17 protein-coding genes are annotated in these 20,605 nt (G+C 66.1%); 8 read left to right on the forward strand and 9 right to left on the reverse strand.

Annotated elements, in window-relative coordinates:
- Positions 1-200 precede the first annotated feature (200 nt).
- From MLGJGCBP_RS33520 to MLGJGCBP_RS33555, 8 genes are all read left to right on the forward strand, one after another.
- Positions 201-665, forward strand: coding sequence for a GyrI-like domain-containing protein (locus tag MLGJGCBP_RS33520; RefSeq protein WP_160101106.1), 465 nt, complete (start codon positions 201-203; stop codon positions 663-665).
- Complete coding sequence (locus tag MLGJGCBP_RS33525) at positions 662-1,087, forward strand: hypothetical protein (RefSeq protein ID WP_160101108.1); 426 nt, start codon at positions 662-664, stop codon at positions 1,085-1,087. Before MLGJGCBP_RS33520 ends, MLGJGCBP_RS33525 begins: the two co-directional genes overlap by 4 nt.
- Positions 1,088-1,279: 192 nt before the next feature.
- Positions 1,280-2,056, forward strand: coding sequence for a hypothetical protein (locus MLGJGCBP_RS33530; protein ID WP_160101110.1), 777 nt, complete (start codon positions 1,280-1,282; stop codon positions 2,054-2,056).
- Complete coding sequence (locus MLGJGCBP_RS33535; protein ID WP_160101112.1) at positions 2,053-4,179, forward strand: Rv1355c family protein; 2,127 nt, start codon at positions 2,053-2,055, stop codon at positions 4,177-4,179. Before MLGJGCBP_RS33530 ends, MLGJGCBP_RS33535 begins: the two co-directional genes overlap by 4 nt.
- A gap of 14 nt (positions 4,180-4,193) precedes the next feature.
- A complete protein-coding gene (locus MLGJGCBP_RS33540; protein WP_160101114.1) occupies positions 4,194-6,038 on the forward strand; it encodes a putative bifunctional diguanylate cyclase/phosphodiesterase in 1,845 nt (614 codons plus the stop codon).
- Positions 6,039-6,149: 111 nt separating this feature from the next.
- Positions 6,150-6,458, forward strand: a complete 309-nt coding sequence (locus MLGJGCBP_RS33545) for a hypothetical protein (protein ID WP_236581516.1) — start codon at positions 6,150-6,152, stop codon at positions 6,456-6,458.
- 181 nt (positions 6,459-6,639) lie between these two features.
- A complete protein-coding gene (mfd, locus tag MLGJGCBP_RS33550; protein WP_160101116.1) occupies positions 6,640-10,287 on the forward strand; it encodes a transcription-repair coupling factor in 3,648 nt (1,215 codons plus the stop codon).
- A gap of 4 nt (positions 10,288-10,291) precedes the next feature.
- Positions 10,292-11,158, forward strand: coding sequence for a MazG family protein (locus tag MLGJGCBP_RS33555; protein WP_160101118.1), 867 nt, complete (start codon positions 10,292-10,294; stop codon positions 11,156-11,158).
- Between the two features lie 110 nt (positions 11,159-11,268).
- Here MLGJGCBP_RS33555 and MLGJGCBP_RS33560 read toward each other — a convergent pair whose 3' ends face one another.
- From MLGJGCBP_RS33560 to MLGJGCBP_RS50755, 9 genes are all read right to left on the reverse strand, one after another.
- Positions 11,269-13,947, reverse strand: a complete 2,679-nt coding sequence (locus tag MLGJGCBP_RS33560) for an HAD family hydrolase (protein ID WP_160101120.1) — start codon at positions 13,945-13,947, stop codon at positions 11,269-11,271.
- The gene (locus tag MLGJGCBP_RS33565) at positions 13,947-15,014 is read right to left on the reverse strand and encodes a GNAT family N-acetyltransferase (protein WP_160101122.1); all 1,068 of its coding nucleotides are present in this window, start codon (positions 15,012-15,014) and stop codon (positions 13,947-13,949) included. The genes MLGJGCBP_RS33560 and MLGJGCBP_RS33565 overlap by 1 nt, the downstream gene beginning before the upstream one ends.
- A 146-nt stretch (positions 15,015-15,160) precedes the next feature.
- Positions 15,161-15,337 (reverse strand): hypothetical protein, encoded by a 177-nt coding sequence (locus MLGJGCBP_RS33570; RefSeq protein ID WP_160101124.1) that lies wholly within the window; start codon positions 15,335-15,337, stop codon positions 15,161-15,163.
- Between the two features lie 53 nt (positions 15,338-15,390).
- Positions 15,391-16,260, reverse strand: coding sequence for a glycoside hydrolase family 16 protein (locus tag MLGJGCBP_RS33575; RefSeq protein ID WP_236581519.1), 870 nt, complete (start codon positions 16,258-16,260; stop codon positions 15,391-15,393).
- 2 nt (positions 16,261-16,262) lie between these two features.
- On the reverse strand, positions 16,263-17,231 hold the full coding sequence (locus tag MLGJGCBP_RS33580) for a beta-propeller fold lactonase family protein (protein WP_160101128.1): 969 nt from the start codon (positions 17,229-17,231) through the stop codon (positions 16,263-16,265).
- 52 nt (positions 17,232-17,283) lie between these two features.
- The gene (locus MLGJGCBP_RS33585) at positions 17,284-18,372 is read right to left on the reverse strand and encodes a GNAT family N-acetyltransferase (protein WP_160101130.1); all 1,089 of its coding nucleotides are present in this window, start codon (positions 18,370-18,372) and stop codon (positions 17,284-17,286) included.
- A 6-nt stretch (positions 18,373-18,378) separates the two neighbouring features.
- Positions 18,379-19,350 carry an NAD-dependent epimerase/dehydratase family protein gene (locus MLGJGCBP_RS33590; RefSeq protein ID WP_160101132.1) on the reverse strand — a complete coding sequence of 324 codons (972 nt, stop codon included), beginning with the start codon at positions 19,348-19,350 and terminating at the stop codon, positions 18,379-18,381.
- A gap of 12 nt (positions 19,351-19,362) precedes the next feature.
- Positions 19,363-20,202, reverse strand: a complete 840-nt coding sequence (locus MLGJGCBP_RS33595; RefSeq protein ID WP_201453274.1) for a polysaccharide deacetylase family protein — start codon at positions 20,200-20,202, stop codon at positions 19,363-19,365.
- Complete coding sequence (locus MLGJGCBP_RS50755) at positions 20,199-20,531, reverse strand: hypothetical protein (protein ID WP_201453275.1); 333 nt, start codon at positions 20,529-20,531, stop codon at positions 20,199-20,201. The genes MLGJGCBP_RS33595 and MLGJGCBP_RS50755 overlap by 4 nt, the downstream gene beginning before the upstream one ends.
- Positions 20,532-20,605: the final 74 nt, after the last annotated feature.

Here is a 20,605-nt window from a genome sequence, read left to right on the forward strand (position 1 = left end):
AAACGGTGGCCGACCCTTCGTCGAGGGGAACGCGTAGGTGTAGCAACGGTTTGGCCAATTTGGCGCAGAGCTTTGCGGACTAATGGCGCAGTCGCCGTATGCCGGAGGATGTATTGTGAAATCTCGTCCCCGAATTATCGGCGGGCGAAAGATTAAGTGCCATTGCAAGCCCCAGTTTCGGTGACATCGGAGGGTGCCCGATGCCGTTCGTCATAGTCGACCGCGAAGCGACGCTTGTCGCCGGATTGGCCGTCCGCAGCCCGAAGAGGGCGCTGGGGAAAGCGCGTGACAAGGATCTCGAGAAGACGTGGTCTACCCTTCTGGCGCAGAACGTGGACAAGCCTTTGGCGTCTGCCTATGTCGACCATGCTCCCGAGATCAATTCGTACTACACGCAGATCGTGGGCTACGAGTGCACTTCGATCGATCAGGTCGGGCGCGGGCACCTGGTCTCACGGATTCCTGCGGGGACCTATGCGAAGTTCTCCTCGGTCGGCACCTTTCCCGACCTGTTCGATGCGCTCTGGGGGCAGATTCGTGACGCGGAGGAATCGCAGCAGATTCAACGGTCCTACACCGGCGACTTCGAGTTCTACCCGCATGCCTTCGGGATCGATTTGTATGTGGCGATAGTGCCACCCGCCAGGATGCAGGGGCTGCAATGAGTTTCGAGATCGTCAAGCGTGAGTCCGCCGACTTCGGGGGGCTCGTTCTGCCGCGCACGGAGCTCGGTTCGTCGGCACATTCGACCGATCTGATGAAGTTCACCCGCGAGCGCATCCAGCAACGCGGCACCACGGAGCTGATCACCGTATATGTTGCGGTCCCGGATCTGGGGTGGACCGCCGTGATCGGATATCGGTGTATCGACCTCGGTCATCTCGAGGTCGGCGACGCGCTGGTGCGCGTCCCGGCCGGCTACTTCGCCAAGTTCACACCCGACGGGCGGTCGTCCGACCCGATCGAGGACGTGTGGATTCAAGCCGAGCTGGCGGAGAAGGAAGGGCGCATCGAGCGCGCCTACGCGGAGGAGATCGAGGTCTTCCGCGCTCCGAACAACGTCGAGCTGTTCATTTCCCTCATCTAATTGCAGGGCGACAATTACCGACCTGAAGTTTGTTTTTGAGCGCGTTTCTGGCGTCTCAGGTGACAAATCCGGCGTAAACGCGGAAAATAAGTAGCCGCGGGGCTGTGACCGGGTTCGTGTGTCCAGTTCTTGGGGTCTTTACGTAACCCGTGAGTCCCCGGAATTGCCGCACCGACTCCGATGGGAAAGCCAATGCCAGTTGAACAGCTGTCGCGTCCGCAGGTCGACGCACTGTCGACAGATACCCTAATAGACCGAACCCTGAGCGTGTGGGATCCCCGGTCGGAGTGTCGCTTCGTCGTGGCCCAGCCCTCCGAGGAGCCTGAGCTGTGGGAAGCATATCTCGAGGGGGCGGTAGCGGGCTATCGCAAGTACGGCGCCGAGAAGGCTCTCGAGTACCGCCGGATTCAGGACGGCGACACCACCGCGATCTTCTTCGTCGCCATCGAGCCGAACGGCTCCGTTGCAGCGGGCGTTCGTGCGCAGGGACCGTACATTTACGCAGGTCAGGCGCATGCGATCATGGAATGGGCAAACGATCCCGGAGCACCCGCTGTCCGCCGGATGATCGAGGACCGGCTGCCGTTCGGTGTCGTGGAGGCGAAGGGCGCATGGGTGTCGGACACCGCCGCCCGGCGCGGTGAACTCGTCGGTGCATTGGGCCGTTTTGCTACCTTCGCGATGGATCTGCTCGACGTCCAGTTCATGCTCGCGACCGCCGCATCCCACGTCCTGGACACGTGGCGAACCACCGGTGGGGTGGTGGCCGACCACATCGCTCCCGTGCCCTATCCGGATGACCGGTACGAGACGCGGCTGATGTGGTGGGATCGGAGTAGGCGCAGGGGCCGCGCCGAAGCCATGCAGCTTGCCCAACTGTTACTCACGGCGTCCCGACCGACACCGTCGGCAGCCATCGCGACGGGGACGGGAGGAGGCGTCGTCCGGCCGATGCGGAGCGTCTCGTGAACGAAACCCATGGTGAGTACACCGCACTGCTGCTCGACGAGGGCCACTCCGGGGACGCGTCGGTACTCGACCGCCTCCGCGGCGACCCCGCGGTAGTCTTCATCGATCGGCTCGACCACCAGAGGGACGCTCTGCGTTCCCTCGTTCCCACACCGGGACCCGACGTGTTGGACGAGGCTTCGGTGTGGGCGTACTACTCGTGGCGACGGACCGTGGTGCGTCTGCTCGGCCCCACGTCGTTCCGGCGGCTGCGGTTGGACCGGAACCGGAACAAGATCACCGCGCAGGAGCAGGAACGCCTCAGGGACGTGACCGTCGGGATCGTCGGTCTGAGCGTCGGTCACGCTGTTGCGTTGGCTCTCACGCTGGAAGGTGCGTGCGGCGGCCTGCGGCTCGCGGACTTCGACACCCTCGAGTTGTCCAACCTGAACCGGGTTCCGGGCACCGTTCTGGACCTCGGCGTGAACAAAGCTGTGGTCGCTGCCCGCCGTATCGCTGAGATCGACCCCTACGTCACTGTGACGTTATGGAAGGACGGTCTCGACGTCGAATCGGTCGCCGAATTTCTAGACGGCACGGACGTGGTGATCGACGAATGCGACTCCCTCGACGTCAAGGTGTCCCTGCGGCGGGAGGCCAGGCGCAGGGGGTTACCGGTGTTGATGGCGACCAGTGACCGGGGTCTGCTGGACGTCGAGCGTTTCGACGTCGAACCCGATCGACCCGCGTTCCACGGAGTGATCGGTGACGTCGACGTGGAATCGCTGGCGGGTCTCGGCTCGCGGGACAAGTTTCCGCTCGTGCTGCAGATTCTCGACGCCGGACAGTTGTCGGCGTCGATGGCGGCGTCGTTGGTGGAGGTGGACGAAACCATCTCCACGTGGCCCCAGCTCGGGGGCGAAGTGCTGCTCGGTGGGGCGCAGGTCGCGGCGGCGGTGCGGCGCATCGGGCTCGGGCAGCCGCTCGCGTCGGGTCGGTGCCGGATGGATCTGGACGAGAATCTCGACGCCCTCGCCGATCCGCCGCTGCCGCAGGACCTGCCGGAGCATCCCGTGGGCCGGGGCACAGCGGCGGTTCCGCAGGACGCTGTCGACGCCGTCGTCAATGCCGCGGCCCGCGCGCCTTCCGGTGGCAACGTGCAGCCGTGGACGATCGCGGCGGAAGACGCGGGACTGACCATCTCCCTGGCCCCCGAGCACACGACGGCCATGGACGTCGGGTACCGCGGCAGTTGTGTCGCGGTCGGCGCCGCGCTGCACAACGCTCGGATCGCCGCGTCCGCCGCCGGGATTCTCGGCGCCGTGACGGTCCACGACGGCGATCCGGGGCTTCTCGTCGCCACGATGACGTTCGGCAGCGGGAAGGACCGGGAACTCGGCGACCGCTACGAGCACATGCTCGACCGGACCACCAACCGCAGGCTGGGCGCTCCCCGGCCGTTGGACGACTCGCAGGCCGGCCTTCTCGCGGAGGCCGCGGCTCGCGAAGGCGCCCGCCTCTGCCTGGTCACCGACCGGGACGACATCGCGGCGATCGGCGCCATCCTGGCGGAGTCGGACCGCATCCGTTTCCTCACACCCATCCTGCACCGCGAGATGATCGGCGAGTTGCGGTGGCCACCCCGGGATTCGGTCGAGACCGGCATCGACGTGCGCGCGCTGGAACTCGACTCGGCGGAACTGTCGACGCTCGCACTGTTGCGGAGACCCGAGGTCATGGAACGACTCGGCGCACAGGACGCGGGACAGTCGCTGGGCAAGTCCACTGCGGACCGCATCGCCTCGAGCTCGGCTGTCGCGGTCGTCGCGATTCCCGGCAGCACCTCACGGGACTATGTGCGCGGCGGTGAGGCGACCGAAAGCGTGTGGATCCACGCGCAGGCACTCGGCCTCGCCGTTCAGCCGATTTCGCCGGTGTTTCTCTACGGTGTGGAAAGTGCGGATCTCGAACAACTCTCACCGCGGTATGCGGCACCATTGGAGAGGCTGCGGGAAGAATTGTTCGACGTCGTCGGAGCGAAGGCAGATGAGGAGCTCGCCATGGTGTTACGGCTCAGCCATGCGCCGGGCCCGTCGGTCCGGAGCGAGCGCCGTGCCGACCGGGTGCGAAGGCGGATATCGTAACGACAGGAGGGCCCGTGAACACCGAGAAGCAAACCGAAAAGCTCGAGACCCTGGTGACAACCGTGGCGTCCCGGCTCACGCCTGTCGATGCGGTCTCGTTCAAGGACGTGGCCACCCGCGTGCTGCAGGATCTCGTGGAGCACTTCGAGGTCGACACCAGCTTTCTCCGTTTCACGGACCACGAGATCGCGGCGACGGTCCTGGTCGCGGAATACCCTAACCGGCCCTTCATCCCTGACCCCGACCCACTCGGCGTCGTCTACTTCAAGGACGCCGATTCGACGTTCGCCCAGATCGAGCACCAGAAGGAAGTGGCCATCTTCCGTCCGGAGGTGTCCGGTCCGGATTACAACGAACGGGTGCGCGAGGCGTCGGGGGTGCCGCAGGTGTCACTCGCCGCCGTTCCGCTGCTGTCCGGCGAGACGACGACGGGCACGCTTGGATTCATCAAGTTCGGCGACCGCGACTGGACGCCGCCGGAGCTCGACGTCCTCAAGGCGATCGCCGCCCTGCTCGCCCAGGTCCAGGCCCGCATCGTCGTAGAGGAGCAATTGCGCTACTCGGCCGATCACGATTCCCTCACCGGGCTCAGCAACCGGCGCGCCCTCTATCACCACCTGGACACCCGCCTGGCGTCGACCGAACCCGGGCCGGTCGCCATTCTGTTCCTGGACCTGGACCGCTTGAAACCCCTCAACGACTTCTTCGGTCACGGGGCGGGCGACGGGTTCATCTCGACGATCGCGGACCGGCTCAGATCGACCAGCGAGGCCGACGACCTCGTCTCGAGGCTGGGCGGCGACGAATTCGTGCTCGTGCTCGGAGGATCGGTGGGTCTCGAGGAGGCGGAGAGGCGCGCGCAGCACATCCGCGACGTCGTGACCGAACGGGTGCGTCTCGGCCGCGAGGTGGTCAGCCGCAGCGTCAGCATCGGGGTCGCGGCGGGGCGTCCGGGCAAGGCCACCACGAGTTCGCTCCTCAGCCAGGCCGACCAGGCCGTCATGGTTGCGAAGACCAAGGGCGGTAACGCGATCAGCGTCTTCACCGACGAGATGCAGGAGGAGAGCGAGAAACGCAACATGATCGAGCTCAGTCTGCGTGCGGCGATTGCGGACGAGTCGCTGTTTCTCGAGTACCAGCCCGAGGTCGACCTTCGGACCGGCCGGATCATTGGGGTGGAGGCCCTCGTGCGCTGGAATCATCCGTTGCTCGGGCTGCTGCAGCCGGGGTCGTTCATCGACGTCGCCGAGGCGACGAATGTGGCGGGGGAACTCGGACGCTGGGTCATCCGGAAGGCGTGCCGGCAGTGGGCCGACTGGCGGTCGCAGGTGCCCGAGCTGGATCTGGATCTCCGCGTCAATGTCTCACCAGGGCAGTTGGCCGGTCTGGATTTTCTCGACGTCGTCGCGAACGCGTTGACGGAGTTCGACCTTCGCAAGGGCGCACTGTGCCTAGAGATCACTGAGAACGCAGTGCTCAGTGACCTCACCTGGACGCGTGAAGCGCTCGAGGGACTGCACGCGATGGACGTGGAGGTCGCGATCGACGACTTCGGCACCGGATACAGCTCCCTCAGCCACCTCAAGGCACTGCCGGTGGGGACATTGAAGATCGACAAGGGGTTCGTGATGAACCTGGACACCAACCCCGAGGACCGCGCGATCGTGAAGTCGATCATCGGCCTCGCCGAGTCGTTCGGCCTGGAGTTGGTGGCGGAGGGCGTCGAGAACGTGGAGTCGGCCCGGCAACTTCTGGACATGGGATGTCATCGGGCCCAGGGATTCCTGTTCAGCCGTCCGGTCTCGGCGGAGACGATCGGCAAGTTGCTGGCGGCCGGAGCCATCGAGGTCGGGCTGTAGGTCGTCGACCTGCCTGACAATGCCATCCTTGGTCGATCGCACCGGACTTTGCTGCTCCACCGCGTCGAGAAGACAACGTTTCCGCCCGCGCGATCGTGGGGGGAGTTGCGGGTGCAGGTGCACACCCGCACGGGTTCGCGGGCGTTCGACGTCGCCGAACCGGTGACCGTCGCCGCGCACGCTTCCCGCCGGTGGTCGCTCGACACGCTGCTCGGGTGTTTCACCGACGCGACGCACGTCCACCGTTTCGGGGTCCGCGGCTACGAGAGCGTGACCGTCACGCTGTCGGGCGAGGACGGTGTCGTCGCCGACGCCGTTCACCTCGTCAGCGGTCCTGCGCGCGCCCTCGAACGCACCGTCGGCCTTACGGCGGCACTCGGATCGTGCCGGTGCGCAGGACCGGGACGGCCGAGTCGGTGACCGGGCAGGTGCGGGCGCTGAACTCGGTGAGCGTCGCCCCGGTGGTGCGGGCCGCCACCTGATCCGGACCCCGGTTCGTCGACGTGCGATATCGACTAGGCTAGCTCAGTCCGCAACTGGCCGCTCGTCCCGGCCCGAGCTGTTCGCCGGCAGTTCGTCATCACTGCTCAGGAGTGCGTCGTTGTCTTCCCCGCTCATCGCTGCCGAGCCCTCGTCCGACACCCCGCTCGCCGGGCTGGCGAAGATCGCGCTGGGCGACGCCGTCGTCGCGCAGGTGACCGAGGCCCTCGGGCGGCATCACCTCGACATCGTCGCGCCCGCACCCGCCCGGCCGTTCGTGGCCGCGGCCCTCGCCGAGCGCACCCACCTGCTTCTGGTCACCGCGACCGGTCGCGAGGCCGACGACCTCACCGCCGAACTGCAGGAGATGATCGGCGACGCCGTGGCGCAGTTCCCGTCGTGGGAGACGTTGCCGCACGAACGGCTGTCGCCGAGTGCCGACACGGTCGGTCGCCGGGTGGAGGTGCTCCGCAGGCTCGCGCGGCCCGACGACCGCTCGTACGGGGCGCCGCTCCAGGTGGTCGTCACCACCGTCCGTTCACTTGTGCAGCCCATGGCGCCCGGTCTCGGTGAGATCGAACCCGTCACGCTGCGGGTGGGGGTGGAGCACGACTTCGACGGGCTGATCCAGCGGCTCGTCGAAATGGCGTACACGCGCGTCGACATGGTCGGCAAGCGCGGTGAGTTCGCCGTCCGCGGCGGCATTCTGGACTTGTTCTCGCCCACCGCGGATCATCCGGTGCGCGTCGAGTTCTGGGGCGACGAGGTCACCGAGTTGCGCGCGTTCTCCGTCGCGGACCAGAGGTCGCTGGCCGAACTCGACATCGACGCCGTCATTGCGCCGCCGTGCCGTGAACTGCTCCTCACCGAGGACGTCCGCGATCGGGCCGCGCAGCTCGCGGTCGACAACCAGGCCGACGCCACGCTCGTCGAGATGCTCGACAAGATGTCGGCAGGCATCCCGGTGGAGGGCATGGAGGCCCTGCTGCCCGTGCTGCGGCCGGGGCAGCTGCAGCTGCTCACCGACGTGCTTCCCGAGAGCGCCCACGTGCTGCTGTGCGATCCGGAGAAGATCCGAACACGCGCCACCGACCTGGTGCGCACCGGTCAGGAGTTCCTCGAAGCCTCGTGGACGGCGGCCTCGATCGGCGGCGCCGCCCCCCTCGACACGTCGGTGCTCGAGGGCGACGGCATCGACCTCGGCGCCTCCGCCTACCGCTCGCTCAATCAGGTCCGCGAATCCGCGGAGACCGCCGGTCTGCCGTGGTGGACGCTGAGCCCCCTCGCGTCCGGCAACGGCGAGGAACTGGAACTGGCGGTCACCCCGGCACCCCAGGTCCGCGGTTCCGACGAGCTACTGTCCGAACTGTTCGTGAGCCTGCGCGCCCACGTCAGCACGGGCGGGCGCGCGGTCATCGTGGTCGCGGGCGCCGGTACCGCGCATCGTGTGCTCGAGCGTCTCCGCGAGGCCGAGGTGCCCGCGGCGGAACTCGCACCCGGTGCGGAGCCCGCGCGCGGTCAGGTCGGGGTGCTGCGCGGTTCGCTGCACGACGGCCTGGTCTTCCCCGGCGGCGACACCACCCCCGGGCTCGTCGTCGTCACGGAGTCCGATCTCACCGGCAACCGGGTGGCCGCGGTCGGCGACGGCAAGCGGCTGCCGGCCAAGCGCCGCAACCAGGTGGACCCGCTGGCCCTGACGGCCGGCGACATGGTGGTGCACGACCAGCACGGCATCGGACGCTTCGTCGAGATGGTCGAGCGGACCATCGGCGGCGCGCGGCGCGAATACCTCGTGATCGAGTACGCCGCCAGCAAGCGCGGCCACCCAGGCGACCGGCTGTTCGTCCCGATGGAGTCGCTCGACCAGCTGTCGCGGTACGTCGGCGGCGAACTGCCCGCACTGAGCAAGCTCGGCGGTTCCGACTGGGCCAACACCAAACGCAAGGCGCGCAAGGCGGTTCGGGAGATCGCCGGTGAACTCGTCCAGCTGTACGCGGCGCGGCAGGCCGCGCCCGGTCACGCGTTCGGCCCGGACACCCCGTGGCAGAAGGAGATGGAGGACGCGTTCGCGTTCACCGAGACCCACGACCAGCTGACGGTCATCAGCGAGGTCAAGGCCGACATGGAGAAGGCGGTGCCGATGGACCGCGTCGTCATCGGCGACGTCGGCTACGGCAAGACGGAGATCGCGGTGCGGGCCGCGTTCAAGGCCGTGCAGGACGGCAAGCAGGTGGCGGTCCTGGTGCCGACGACGCTTCTCGCCCAGCAGCACCTGCAGACGTTCACCGAGCGGATGGCGGCGTTCCCGGTAAACGTGCGCGGGCTGTCCCGCTTCACGGATACCGGTGAGTCCAAGGAGATCGTCGCCGGCATGGCCGACGGCGAGATCGACGTCGTCGTCGGCACCCACCGGCTGCTGCAGACCGGGATCCGGTGGAAGGACCTGGGCCTCGTCGTCGTCGACGAGGAACAGCGCTTCGGTGTGGAGCACAAGGAGCACATCAAGGCGCTGCGCACCCACGTGGACGTTCTCACGATGTCGGCGACCCCGATCCCGCGAACGCTCGAGATGAGCATGGCGGGCATCCGCGAGATGTCGACGATCCTCACGCCGCCGGAGGAGCGGCACCCGATCCTCACGTATGTCGGCGCATACGCCGACAAGCAGGTCGCCGCGGCGATCCGACGGGAACTGCTGCGCGACGGGCAGGTGTTCTACGTCCACAACCGGGTCAGCTCGATCGACAAGGCCGCCCAGCGGATCCGCGAACTCGTCCCCGAGGCGCGCGTCGTCGTTGCGCACGGCCAGATGAACGAGGACACGCTCGAGCGGACCGTGCAGGGCTTCTGGGAACGGGACTACGACGTGCTGGTGTGCACCACCATCATCGAGACCGGCCTCGACATCTCCAACGCCAACACGCTCATCGTCGAACGCGCCGATTCGCTGGGCCTGTCGCAGCTGCACCAGTTGCGCGGTCGCGTCGGGCGTAGCCGTGAACGCGGCTACGCGTACTTCCTGTACCCCCCGGAGAAGCCGCTCACCGAGACGGCCTACGACCGCCTGGCGACCATTTCGCAGAACTCCGACCTCGGCGCGGGCATGGCCGTCGCGATGAAGGACCTCGAGATCCGTGGCGCCGGAAACGTGCTGGGCGCCGAGCAGTCCGGTCACGTGGCGGGGGTCGGGTTCGACCTGTACGTGCGGCTGGTGGGGGAGGCGGTCGAGGCGTTCCGGGCGGCGGCCGACGGCAAACCGATCACGACGGAGGACGCCCCGAAGGAAGTGCGGATCGACCTTCCCGTCGACGCGCACATCCCCCCGGACTACGTGACCAGCGACCGTCTCCGGCTCGAGGGGTACCGCAAGCTCGCGGCCGCCACCGAACTCGACGGTATCACCGCCGTCGTGGACGAACTCGTCGACCGGTACGGCCCGCTCCCCGAGGAGGTCCGCCGGCTGGTGTCGGTGGCCAAACTGCGCCTGCTGGCCCGCGAATACGGCCTCGAGGAAATCGCCGTCGTCGGGACGCAGCTGAAAATCGCGCCGATGGCCCTGCCCGACTCGAAGCAGCTGCGTCTCAAGCGGATCTACCCGAGTGCGCAGTACCGCGCCACCACCGGCATGGTCCAGCTGCCGCTGCCCCGGGCAGGTTCGGGCGGGATCGGCGCCGAGCGGGTGCGCGACGTGGAGTTGCTGCAGTACATCGCGGACTTCGTGCTCGCGCTGGACGGCAAGGCCGCCGGGTCCGTGGTGATGGAGGCCTGACCCGATGACGGTGGTCCTGCTCGACCCGTTGCGGCCCACGACGATCCCGATGGAAGCCGTCGGGGTGGTCGGCGGCGGAGTGGAGTTCACCGACGAGGTGCCCGAGGCCGTGCGGGCGCTGCTGTCCGCAGCACCCGGCGCCGCCGTCCTGATCAGTACCGATCCCGACCATCCCACCGTGCGCGAATGGGTCGCGTGGGGGTCCCGGATCATCGCGGCACCGAAGGTCCCGGGCGACAACCTCGTCGAGGCCGCCGAGGTGATGGACCGGTTGTGGAGCTACGGCGGCTGGGAAGTGACGCAGACACACCGCACGTTGTCGCACTACCTCGTCGAGGAGACGTACGAGGTTCTCGACGCGATCGAGTCCGCCGAGCCCGGGGACCTCCGCGAAGAGCTCGGAGACCTGCTGCTGCAGGTCCTGTTCCATTCGCGCATCGCCTCGGCGTCGGGCAATTTCGACGTCGACGACGTGGCCGCGACACTGGTCGCCAAACTCGTGCACCGCAGTCCCCACCTCGGTGAGGACGTCGTCGGCCCGATCGACATCGCGGAGCAGGAACGGGCCTGGGAGGTCCGGAAGGCAGCAGAGAAGGCCCGGAGCTCCTGCCTCGACGGTGTCGCGATGAGCCAGCCCGCGGCATCCCTCGCCGCGAAGGTCATTGCCCGCGCGCGCAAGGCGGGCCTGCCGCCCGAGCTTGTGCCCGGGGAGATCACGGCGGACACCGCGGCTGTGGTCGCCGCCGAGTCGAGGCTGCAGGCGGCGACGGCCGACTTGATCGCCCGTGTCCGCGCAGCCGAGGATACTGCGCGCGCGGCGGGGAAGACCGTACTCGACGCCTCGGACTGGCTCGATTTCTGGTCGGCGTAGTCGCGTGATGCGATGTAGGAGCGGGGCCTCGAGCTGGAGGACGGCTCGGCGGTCCGAGCCCACCACTGCGCGATTCGTTCAACTGCACGAATTCGCCTTGACCGGTGGAGCTACCAGCGAGACGTCCGGGCGAGGAGCATGGTGAGGTGGGCTGCGCGGGAAGCGAGTCCGCGCATACCGTCAGCGCGCAGCTCGAGTACCGCGCACAGGACCGCGGTACGGCTCGGCATCTCCGGGCGCTGACACCGCGCGCAGGCGCCGGGCCGATGGCCGAGCAGGTCGGCGCACGCTTCCTCGAGTCCGGACTGATATGCACCGCGAGTCACCGGAATACCGGCCGCGCGGACCGCGGCGTTCGCGTTGCGCGGCGCGCGGGTGATCTCAGCCTCTGCGAGCATCGCCAAGTCTTCAGTGGAATCGCCGACGGCCAGCGCTACGGGACCTGCGATCCGACCGACCAATTCGCGCAACCCGGTACCCTTGTCGATGCCCACCGGGACGAAGTCGGATTGTCCCTCGCCGCTTATTACCCGTACCGAATACTTCGTGACCGATGCGACCTGGCTAGTCAGGTCTTCCGGAAGGGGGCCATGCCTCGATCGAGCACGGACGACGTACCGATACCGCTCGTCGACCTCGATCTCTCCGTGCTCGCCGAGCAATTTCCGTACTTGCTCCATATTCTCTACCGCCGCGCTGTTGCGCAGGTCCGTGGAGTGCCCGGTCCGATGGTCGTACAGCGCGGCGCCGTACTCGGCAACCGCGCCAGCAAGATTGAAACGCCGGCAACGAGCAATCGTGTCGGCGAGGCTTCGGCCGGTCACTAGGACGGGCCGGTAACCATGGGCCGACAGTGACCGTAAGGTGAGTGCCCCGGTCGGCGTCGTGCATGGGTATCCGAGTGGATCGGTTTCCAGCACCCCGTCCAAGTCGATCGCGCAGAGCGGCCCACCGATACGACCGTGCGTCGACCCGAGGTCGGCGAAGACGGCTGACAAGTAGTCGTGTACGGCGTCTGCCGAACGATCGCGAAATTGATCGCGGCTGAGTTCACGCGTACGGTCTAGGCGCCACAGCTGAGCGAGTCGGTACAATAACCACCGTTCGTGGTCGATCCTGACGCCGGTGCGCTGCTCATACTCATGGCGGAGCGTCCTCTCGAAGTCGTCAGACGGGGGGTCGGCGGCCGCACCAGCCAAGTCGAAGACCGGGTCGTAACACGTGAGTTCGAGATTGCTGAACGACTGTTGGTGGAAGTTCGCCTTGCGTAGCGGGCCCGTTGGCCCTGTCGATTGCCAGTGCCGCACGTGTGTCTGACCGTCGGTTACGCTAGCCGTGTCAACGCGGGTCAGGTTCTGGGTGATTCGCTCGAGCAGTGCAGTTTGCCCGACCGGGCCGAGTCGGCCGAAAAGCGGACTCAGGAGCATAGCCGCAACCTCCCAGGCTGGCTGGCGCCCGCGCAGCAACAACGTCGGGTCGGAGGCGACGCGAAGCGCGTGACTGCGGTCCACGACATAACTGGTGACGGCCTGGGCCAACTCGGGCTCGCAGTGCGGCGATGGCGTGCCGGATGTCCAGTCGCGGTAGAGCATGCCGTCGACGAATCCATAGACCCGGGGGCAATGAGCGGGTAGCGCTGCCGCGACGGCCATAGCGTGACGACCGAGGTATCCGAGACCAGCACCTTCGACGACGATCTGGCGGCGGACAACGCCGCCGCTCGACGTGATCTTGACCGAGAATCTGGCCCTCACATGGCCGCGGCGGTCGGTTTGCGCCCACGGGCGGTTGCGAGCCACCACCGCGTGACCGGGCCCGAGCAGCCCTGTCATAGCCTCGGCGACGGCCGCCTCGGTTATCCGGTCGTGAACGTTCCACTCCTGCCAGGGCAGGCACACTTTTCCCCAGCGGTCGAGCGTGGGCGGAGCGCCTGCTCCGGTAAGCGCGAGCAGAAGGACGATCGCGCCGGCCGGTACACCTAGGTCCTCGATCGCTCGACCAACCCGGGAGAGTGCCGTTCCCGAAACAGGGGGATCGTCGGTCACCAGGAATGTGCCACCCGCCGCCATTACATTGCGCACGGTTTTTGCTTCCCGTGTTTGCCATGGCCTGCCCGGGCGGTAGGTGAGCACCGACACCGCGGTTACGCCGGTCGCCTTGAGCGCTGCGGCGAACAGTGGCGCCAGATAGCTCCCCGAGGTCCGGACACCGATAACGCAGACCGGCGCCGAGTGTTCGGAGTCGTCCAGGAACCGACGGACCAACTCGACAATGTCGTCCGGGTGCTGGTCGAAACTGCGGAAACACGACGGAACGCGAAGAACGTCCGGACCGAGCACTCGGGCCGTCGACAGCGCCGCGTCGAACCCGTTCGGTAGTCGGGGCTCGGCGTTCGCGTGATCGAGGACGGCGCGTCCCAACTCAATTGATGCGGCGGTCAGCAAATCGTGCAGGTGCCAAAGTGTTCCGGCGCTACGACCGACCGCACTGCGATGGAGCGTCGAGGCCGCGCGGCGGGATAGTGTCCCGGCGAAACGTGCAGCCGTCGATCTGCGTTCACAAAGAAAATCCGCTACTCGATACAGCTGAAGCGGATCGGGATGCAAGTGATCCTCGACCATCTGATTGAGTCCCGCGGTTAGCAGATAGGCGTCCAGCCAATCCGTGTCGCGGATCGCTTGGTCCAGCAGATTGGCCAGCGCGCCCGCTGTGTAAAGCAGATCCGCTGGCGCCAGCGGACCGCTAGTCGCCACGCTACAGTCGCGAAATGCCAATCCTTCGTAGCTCATTAGGAAGGCTCTCTGTGGCATTGGTGTGCGCTCAGTGCACGGCTTTCGATTCGATTGCGTAACTCGGCGAGATTACGTTCCACGTACGAGATCGGCGCCCGTTCGAACGCATACTCTGCCACTGCGTGCGGCTTTGCGCCGAACCGCTTCTTGACGGTCGCGAGCCCAGCGGCACCGCCCGATTCGCCCATGTCGAAGTACCTGCATCCAATCCCGCAGGCGTGCTCGATAGCGAGGAACTGCACGAGCTCGTGCGCCCGCAGTGGGCCTGCCAGCTCACGGTCGCTGAAAGCACGCCAGCCGATGCCGATCGCCCCGTGATAGACCGCGAAGGCTGATGCGATGGGAGTGCCGTCGAGGCGCGCGACCCAGATTCGACACCGTTCGCCGAGTGCGGTTGCGACCGTGTGGAACCGGAGCATCGGCTCGGCCCTCTGGCCCCGCCAGCGTGCAACCGCGCGGGGCATCCGCCGCTCGCGTGCCCGCCGGTCCAGCCATCTCAGGTACAGGTCGTAGAAGTCGGCGAGCAGCTGAGGAGAATTGCCGACGTCGATCTCCAACTTGGCCTTGTCGGCCTTGCGCTGAGCATTACGGATGCCGGAGCGCGCCTTGGAACTGAGCCGGTTGGACCAGACCTTTTCGAGTCCACCCTCGAGGTCGAGTATGTATGTTGCCAGTGGCATCTTGAGAGGTCCACACTCGGAACCCCAGCCGTGCGACGATGCTTCTCGCCAGGTTGCCGCCGTCGAGAATCCGGGTCGGAGCAGCATCCGTAGTCCCGGGGCTGCGGCGAGGTCCGTGAGGGCGAATGCGACATCCTCTGTCGTGGCTCCGCCAGGTGCCACGATGCCCCCTGACGCCCACCCGCGCGGGAACGAGGCGTGGACGTCCAGCAGTCCGGATTGCCCCGGAGCTGCGGCAAATCCTTGGCGGACCAGCGGAATCACCATACGACGGCCGTCAGGAAACTCATAGAGCCGGCTGGCATCCGACCAGCCGCCGGCTTCGCAGATGCAGTCCAGCCAGGCGGGCAGATGCGACGGCCCGGCCAGCGGATCGGAAGCCACGATCTCTGCCCACGCCGATCGCGGCGCCGGACTCGTCATCCGCGCCGCACCACCCCGACAGACTACGTCCCGCGTCTGCGTCGCGACCGCCGACTTTGTACCTATGGTCAGCAACCTCGGCACGTCGCGACTGAATTGCGACCAACTCATCGTCGTCCCATCCCGACGTCGGTCAACGCGCGTATCGCCGTGGCTCGGGAGTAGATGACGCTGGCGAGGTTGCGTTCGGCGACGGTGATGTCGTGATTCTCCACGCTCGACAACTTCATCAGTATTTCGAAATAGATTCCGGCGGAAAGACCTTCGCGACCGACCCTTCTCATGTGGTCATCACCTTTCTCTGAACACACAGACTCGTGTACTGTCACGAGACCTCTTAACGAAAGACCCGGACGTGGTCAACGAGCATTCGTGCAGGAAACACGGTCGCCGAGTCGGGGGGGCCCGGCCACTCGCCACCCACCGCGAGGTTGAGCAAGATGTAGAACGGGTGGTCGAATACCCAACCAGCGCCAGCCTCCCCCTTGGCTAACGTCCTTGTCGTCTGCCCGTCCACTTGCCATGCAATCATTTCTGACGACCACTCGATCGAATACGTGTGCCAGTCCGTCACGGACTGCCCTAGGGGCAGGATGAATTCTGATCCGAACTCGAGCCCTGGCCCGTGCGCGTGCTGCTCTACCTCGTCGTTTCGCCTTCCCAGCGTCTCGACGACGTCTATCTCGCCGGCCTCGGGATGCCCGACTGAGTCGATGTTGTCGCCCAAGAGCCAGAACGCCGGCCAAAGCCCGGCGCCTGGCGGCATCTTGATTCGAGCCTCGAATCTGCCGTACTGCTGCACAAATGCGACGTGACGTGACTGCCGGGTGGTGACCTTGCCGCTGGTGTAGCGGCAAGGTCCGTACCAGCAGGTGTGCCCATCTGATCCAGCGCGGGCCTCGATCACGAGGTGTCCCTGCCCGTCGAGGTAGGTGTTGTCGCCGTCGGTGTAATACTGGAGTTCGTCGTTGCCCCATCCGGTTCCGCCCGTGTCAGTCAGCCACCTCGACGGGTCGGGTTCGGCGCCTGCGGGACCATCGAACTCGTCGCCGAACGTTCGCTGCAAGTTGGGCTGGAGGGAGACCGGGCTCGGTGGCAACGAGGTGGGTACCGGAATAGATGAGGCGGGTTGCCCGCAGCCGGCAACAACAGCGGCCACGGTGAAGACCGCGCCGATATTTGCTACCGCCCGGTGAACGGATTGCATGCTCACGTCGTCACCACCGCGATGCCTCGTGGGGTTCGGCCGATCGGGCCCGACCCCCTTGTTATCAAGGTCTGGGTATCAATCACTGTTACGTTGTTGGAATACATGTTCGCAACGTAGAGATGGCGTCCGTCCGGGCTCTCCGCCATCTGAGCCGGCGCAGCGCCCGTCATGATGGGTTCACCTACCACCTGCAGGGTGCTCGGGTCGATGACTCGCACGTCGTTCGAATTTTGGCTCGCAACGAAGACGCGCTTTCCGTCGGCGCTGGCCACCAGCCCGGTCGGGTACTTGCCGACCTTGATTGGTTCGCCGATGAGCTGGTCAGTTTGCGTGTCGATCACCGAGATGTCGTCGGAGTTTGCATTCGCGACGTAGGCGCGGTGGCCATCCGGACTTACCGCCACGCGCATCGGCGCTCGACCGACGGCGATCGGATCCCTGACCACAGCCAAGGTGCTGGTGTCGATTACGCGAACATCGTTCTGGTACTGGCTGGTGGCATAGACCCATTTACCATCTCGACTAATCGCCAGACCACCTGGTGCGTCGCCAACCTTCATCGGCCGCCCGATCATGCGCCGGGTGGTCGTGTCGAACACGCGTACATCGTTGGTCTCACCGCACGCAACGAAGATTCGATGACCATCAGGACTGACGACCACCGCTGACGGGTAGGTGCCGACCAGGATTGGATCCCCGATCGTGCGCCGGGTCGCGATGTCGATCACCGTCACCTCGCTCGCGGTCGGAATGACTATGTATGCGCGGTCGCCGTCCGGACTCACTGCCACGTCGGACGGAATCGGACCAACGTCTATCGAGTCTCCTACGGTGGTCAGTGTTGCAGCGTCGAGTACCTGCACGTCACTGGTCTGGGCGTACGCCACAACTGCATATTCTCCGTGCGGAAGCGGATTGACGGCGCTAGGGTTCGCGGTCGTGCCGCAGGCCGCCAAGGCTGCAGTCATGGCGAACCAGGTGGTCGCTAGGGCACGTGACACTGGTGGTGGGATAGAAATTCTACGCATCGTGGAAGCCGATCATCTTCTTGACGCAGCTTTTGATTGCCGTGTCGGCCCGATACACTGGGAACCGCTCGATCCAGTACTCACAGTAGTCGTATGGCTGAGCTCCAAATCGGCCCTTGAAACGTGCCAGACCCGCGGACGTGCCCGACTCCCCCATATGGTACGCGCGGCATCCACTGTTGCACGCAGCTTCGATCGCCACCTTGTGAAGTAGGGGATTGGCCTTAGTGCGGATGGCCAGAGAATCGTCCATCGCTCCGCGGGTGTAATGAGCGTTTGCTCCGCCGCGCAGCACGATCACCGCCGCCGCAGGGCGATCCTCGACCCACGCAACGGAGATCTGGCAGCGCGTACCCAGCTGCTCAGCGATCGTCCGGAACTTGTCGATCGGATCCCGACGGCGTCCACGCAGCCGAGCGAGCCGCACCGGCTCGTGCTGCTGCGCCGCCCAGCGATCGAACGACCGGATGAGCAAATCGTAGAATACCGGCACGAGGCGGCCAGTGGTGTCGGTGTCGACTGTAATACCGTCGTTTTCGGCGCGATGGATGTCGGTGCGCGTTCTCGGCTTGAACCGGCTCCGCCACACTCGCTCGAAGCCCCCGTCCAAGTTGAGGACGTGCGCGCGCGAGGGCACAGCGGTGACGCCGGCCCGTCCCGCCGCCGCCTCGGCCCACGCGGCCAAATGGAGCGGATTGGGGCGGATTCGAACCCGCAGCGCCGACGTGGTGGACAGATCGTCGAGCACTGTGTTTACCAGATCTGCGGTGACGCCGTCCGGGGTGATGAGCCCGCCGTAGCCCCAGCTTTTCGGCATCGATTGCAGGATCGCCGACCCGCCCGTCGGATAGGAACGGCGAACCAGGGGTAGCAACGCTACGCGCCCGTCGGCCAATTCGTATAGGCGGCTTGCATCCTGGTACCCTCCCGCAGCGACGAGGCAATCCAGCCATGCGGGTGCCTGGGTGGGTAGGGCGCACGGGTCTGCTTCATGGAGTTCATGCCACACCGAGCGGGGTACTGCGGCGCCGACGGTCACCCGCAGGGCCGATGCGTTGATGCTCGCTCTCTTTATCTCCATGCCCGGTCACGCCTCGGACGTCGCGGTGAGACTGATATCGAGGGCGTCGCGTAGCCACGCGAGAGTAAGGTAGACACCTTTGCGCACGTCGACAATCGGCTTCCACTGCAGTGTCGTGCGGGCCGCCGTATGGTCGAGTGCGATTGCCTGGATCTCCCCGGTTCGCGCGCCGGAGTACCGCGGTGGTTCGGAGATGCCGAGCGCTTCGGACATGAGTCCATGCAGTCCGACGGTGGTGGTCTGTACCCCTGTGCCGATGTTGAAGGTGCCGGTGACCGACGTTTGTGCCTCGCCGGCGCGGACGAATGCGTCGACGACATCGCCCACGTACACATAGTCACGAGTTGCCATGCCGTCACCGAAGATGGTGGTCGGATGCCCCGTGAGCAGCGCGCTCCCGAAAATTGCGACGACGCCGGCCTCGCCGTGCGGATTCTGGCGAGGCCCGTAGACATTGGACAGCGCAAGGTTGATAGGCGCCAGACCATACATCCCAGCGTAGGCACCCAGATAGAGTTCGCATGAGACTTTCGCCGCCGCATACGGAGAAAGTGGGTTTGTCGGCACATCCTCACCGACGGGCAGGGCGGTCGGCTCGCCGTAGCGGGAGCCTCCGGAGGCGGCGAAGACGATGCGACGTGTCCCGACCCGCCTGCACGCCTCCGCCACGTTGATCGTTCCGAGAACGTTCGTACTGGCGTCCTGGTAGGGATCGTCGACGGATCTGCGGACATCGACCTGAGCGGCCAGGTGAAACACGACCTGAGGGACGACGCCGGCGATGATCTCGCTGAGCTCGGGGGAGGCGACGCTTGCCTCGATGAAGGTGAACCTCTCGGAGCGTAGGGCGCCGGTCAGGTTGGCCGTTCGACCGGATGCGAGATTGTCGACGCCCACCACGAGGTGTCCGTCGGCGAGCAGGCGGTCGACAAGGTTCGAGCCGATGAATCCAGCTGCCCCAGTGACGAGGGTGCGCATGATTGTTAACTCCTATCGGTGGGAGTGGCTGACTTGGGGGGGTGGCGGTATGGCATGAGTGATGACTCCTCGCGAGGATCTGCTTCCGCGGACCCGTCGGTATGTTCGCCACGCCTTGGTCTTCCATCGCTCCGGATACGGGGCGACGGGGGCGTCCAGGCCTGCAAGCCAGCGGGTGAGTTGCTCAGTCGTGGTCGTCGCTTGAATCGTCAGCCGAGCAAGAGCGAACGGGTGATCGGAGGCCGAACTCAAGGAGTTCATCACCGCGCAGGAGGAGGTGTAACCGGCCGCTTTCACCGCGTCGCGGACTCGCGCCGAGTGGAATCCGTGGGGGTACGCGAAGCTCGGTACCTCATGGGCGAGGACGTCTTCGAGCAGGTTCTTGCTGCGGCGGATCTCGTCGTCGGCCGCCTGTTTGCCCAGCGTGTCGAGCTGCGGGTGGGTGTGCGTGTGGGCACCGATCTCGACGTCGTGGTCCGACAGCTCGGCCACCTGCGACCAGTAGAGCATCGACGCCGGCGGGAGGCACAGTTGCTGTGAGGAACGCCGTCCGCGCAGGGCGCCGGTTGTCACGTATAGCGTGCTGGGCAAGCCGTTTGCGGCGAGCATCCCGGCGGCGGCGGCGAAATCCGCGAAACCGTCGTCGAATGTGATGGCTAATGGTCGAGGCGGCAGTGTCGTCGGGTCGCGGAGTGCGGCGACCAGCGAGGAGATGGTCATCGCCGTCCGGCCGCTCGCCACCATCAGGTCTACGTGCTGTGCGAAGACCCGCGGAGACACCGAGTATGGCGCGATCCACCCGTCCGGCTCGGCGGAGACGGAATGATAGAGGAGGATCGGGACGATGGTCACGACTGTGCGTCCCGCTCGGTCGCCGAGGCGGCATGTCGAGCCGATCGGCAGATGTCCACCACGGTCGCGACCGTCGTGACAAGCGCCAGCGTCAACATGCGCAGCATCGTGGAGTCGTTTCTCAGGACGGTGAACGCGACGCTGACCAGCAGGCCGAAAGACATACTGAGCGCAACAGCGACTACCCAGAGTTCGGCGGGTTCCCGCGTCGGCAGCAATCGTGCCACTGCGAGCCCGGGGCATATGAGGACGAAGGCGAAGATGACCGGCGCGCGCAGTACCGACCACGATGATTCCAGGGCCAGATAGTGGACGCACGCCAGCGTCAACCAACCAGAGCTTGCCAGTATCCAGAGGCCGGCAGGCACCGCGCGCAACGAGCGTCGAGGGTTTGCGGCACCCG

The sequence above is a fragment of the Rhodococcus sp. T7 genome (assembly GCF_009872365.1).
In the GTDB taxonomy this organism is placed as follows: domain Bacteria; phylum Actinomycetota; class Actinomycetes; order Mycobacteriales; family Mycobacteriaceae; genus Rhodococcus_F.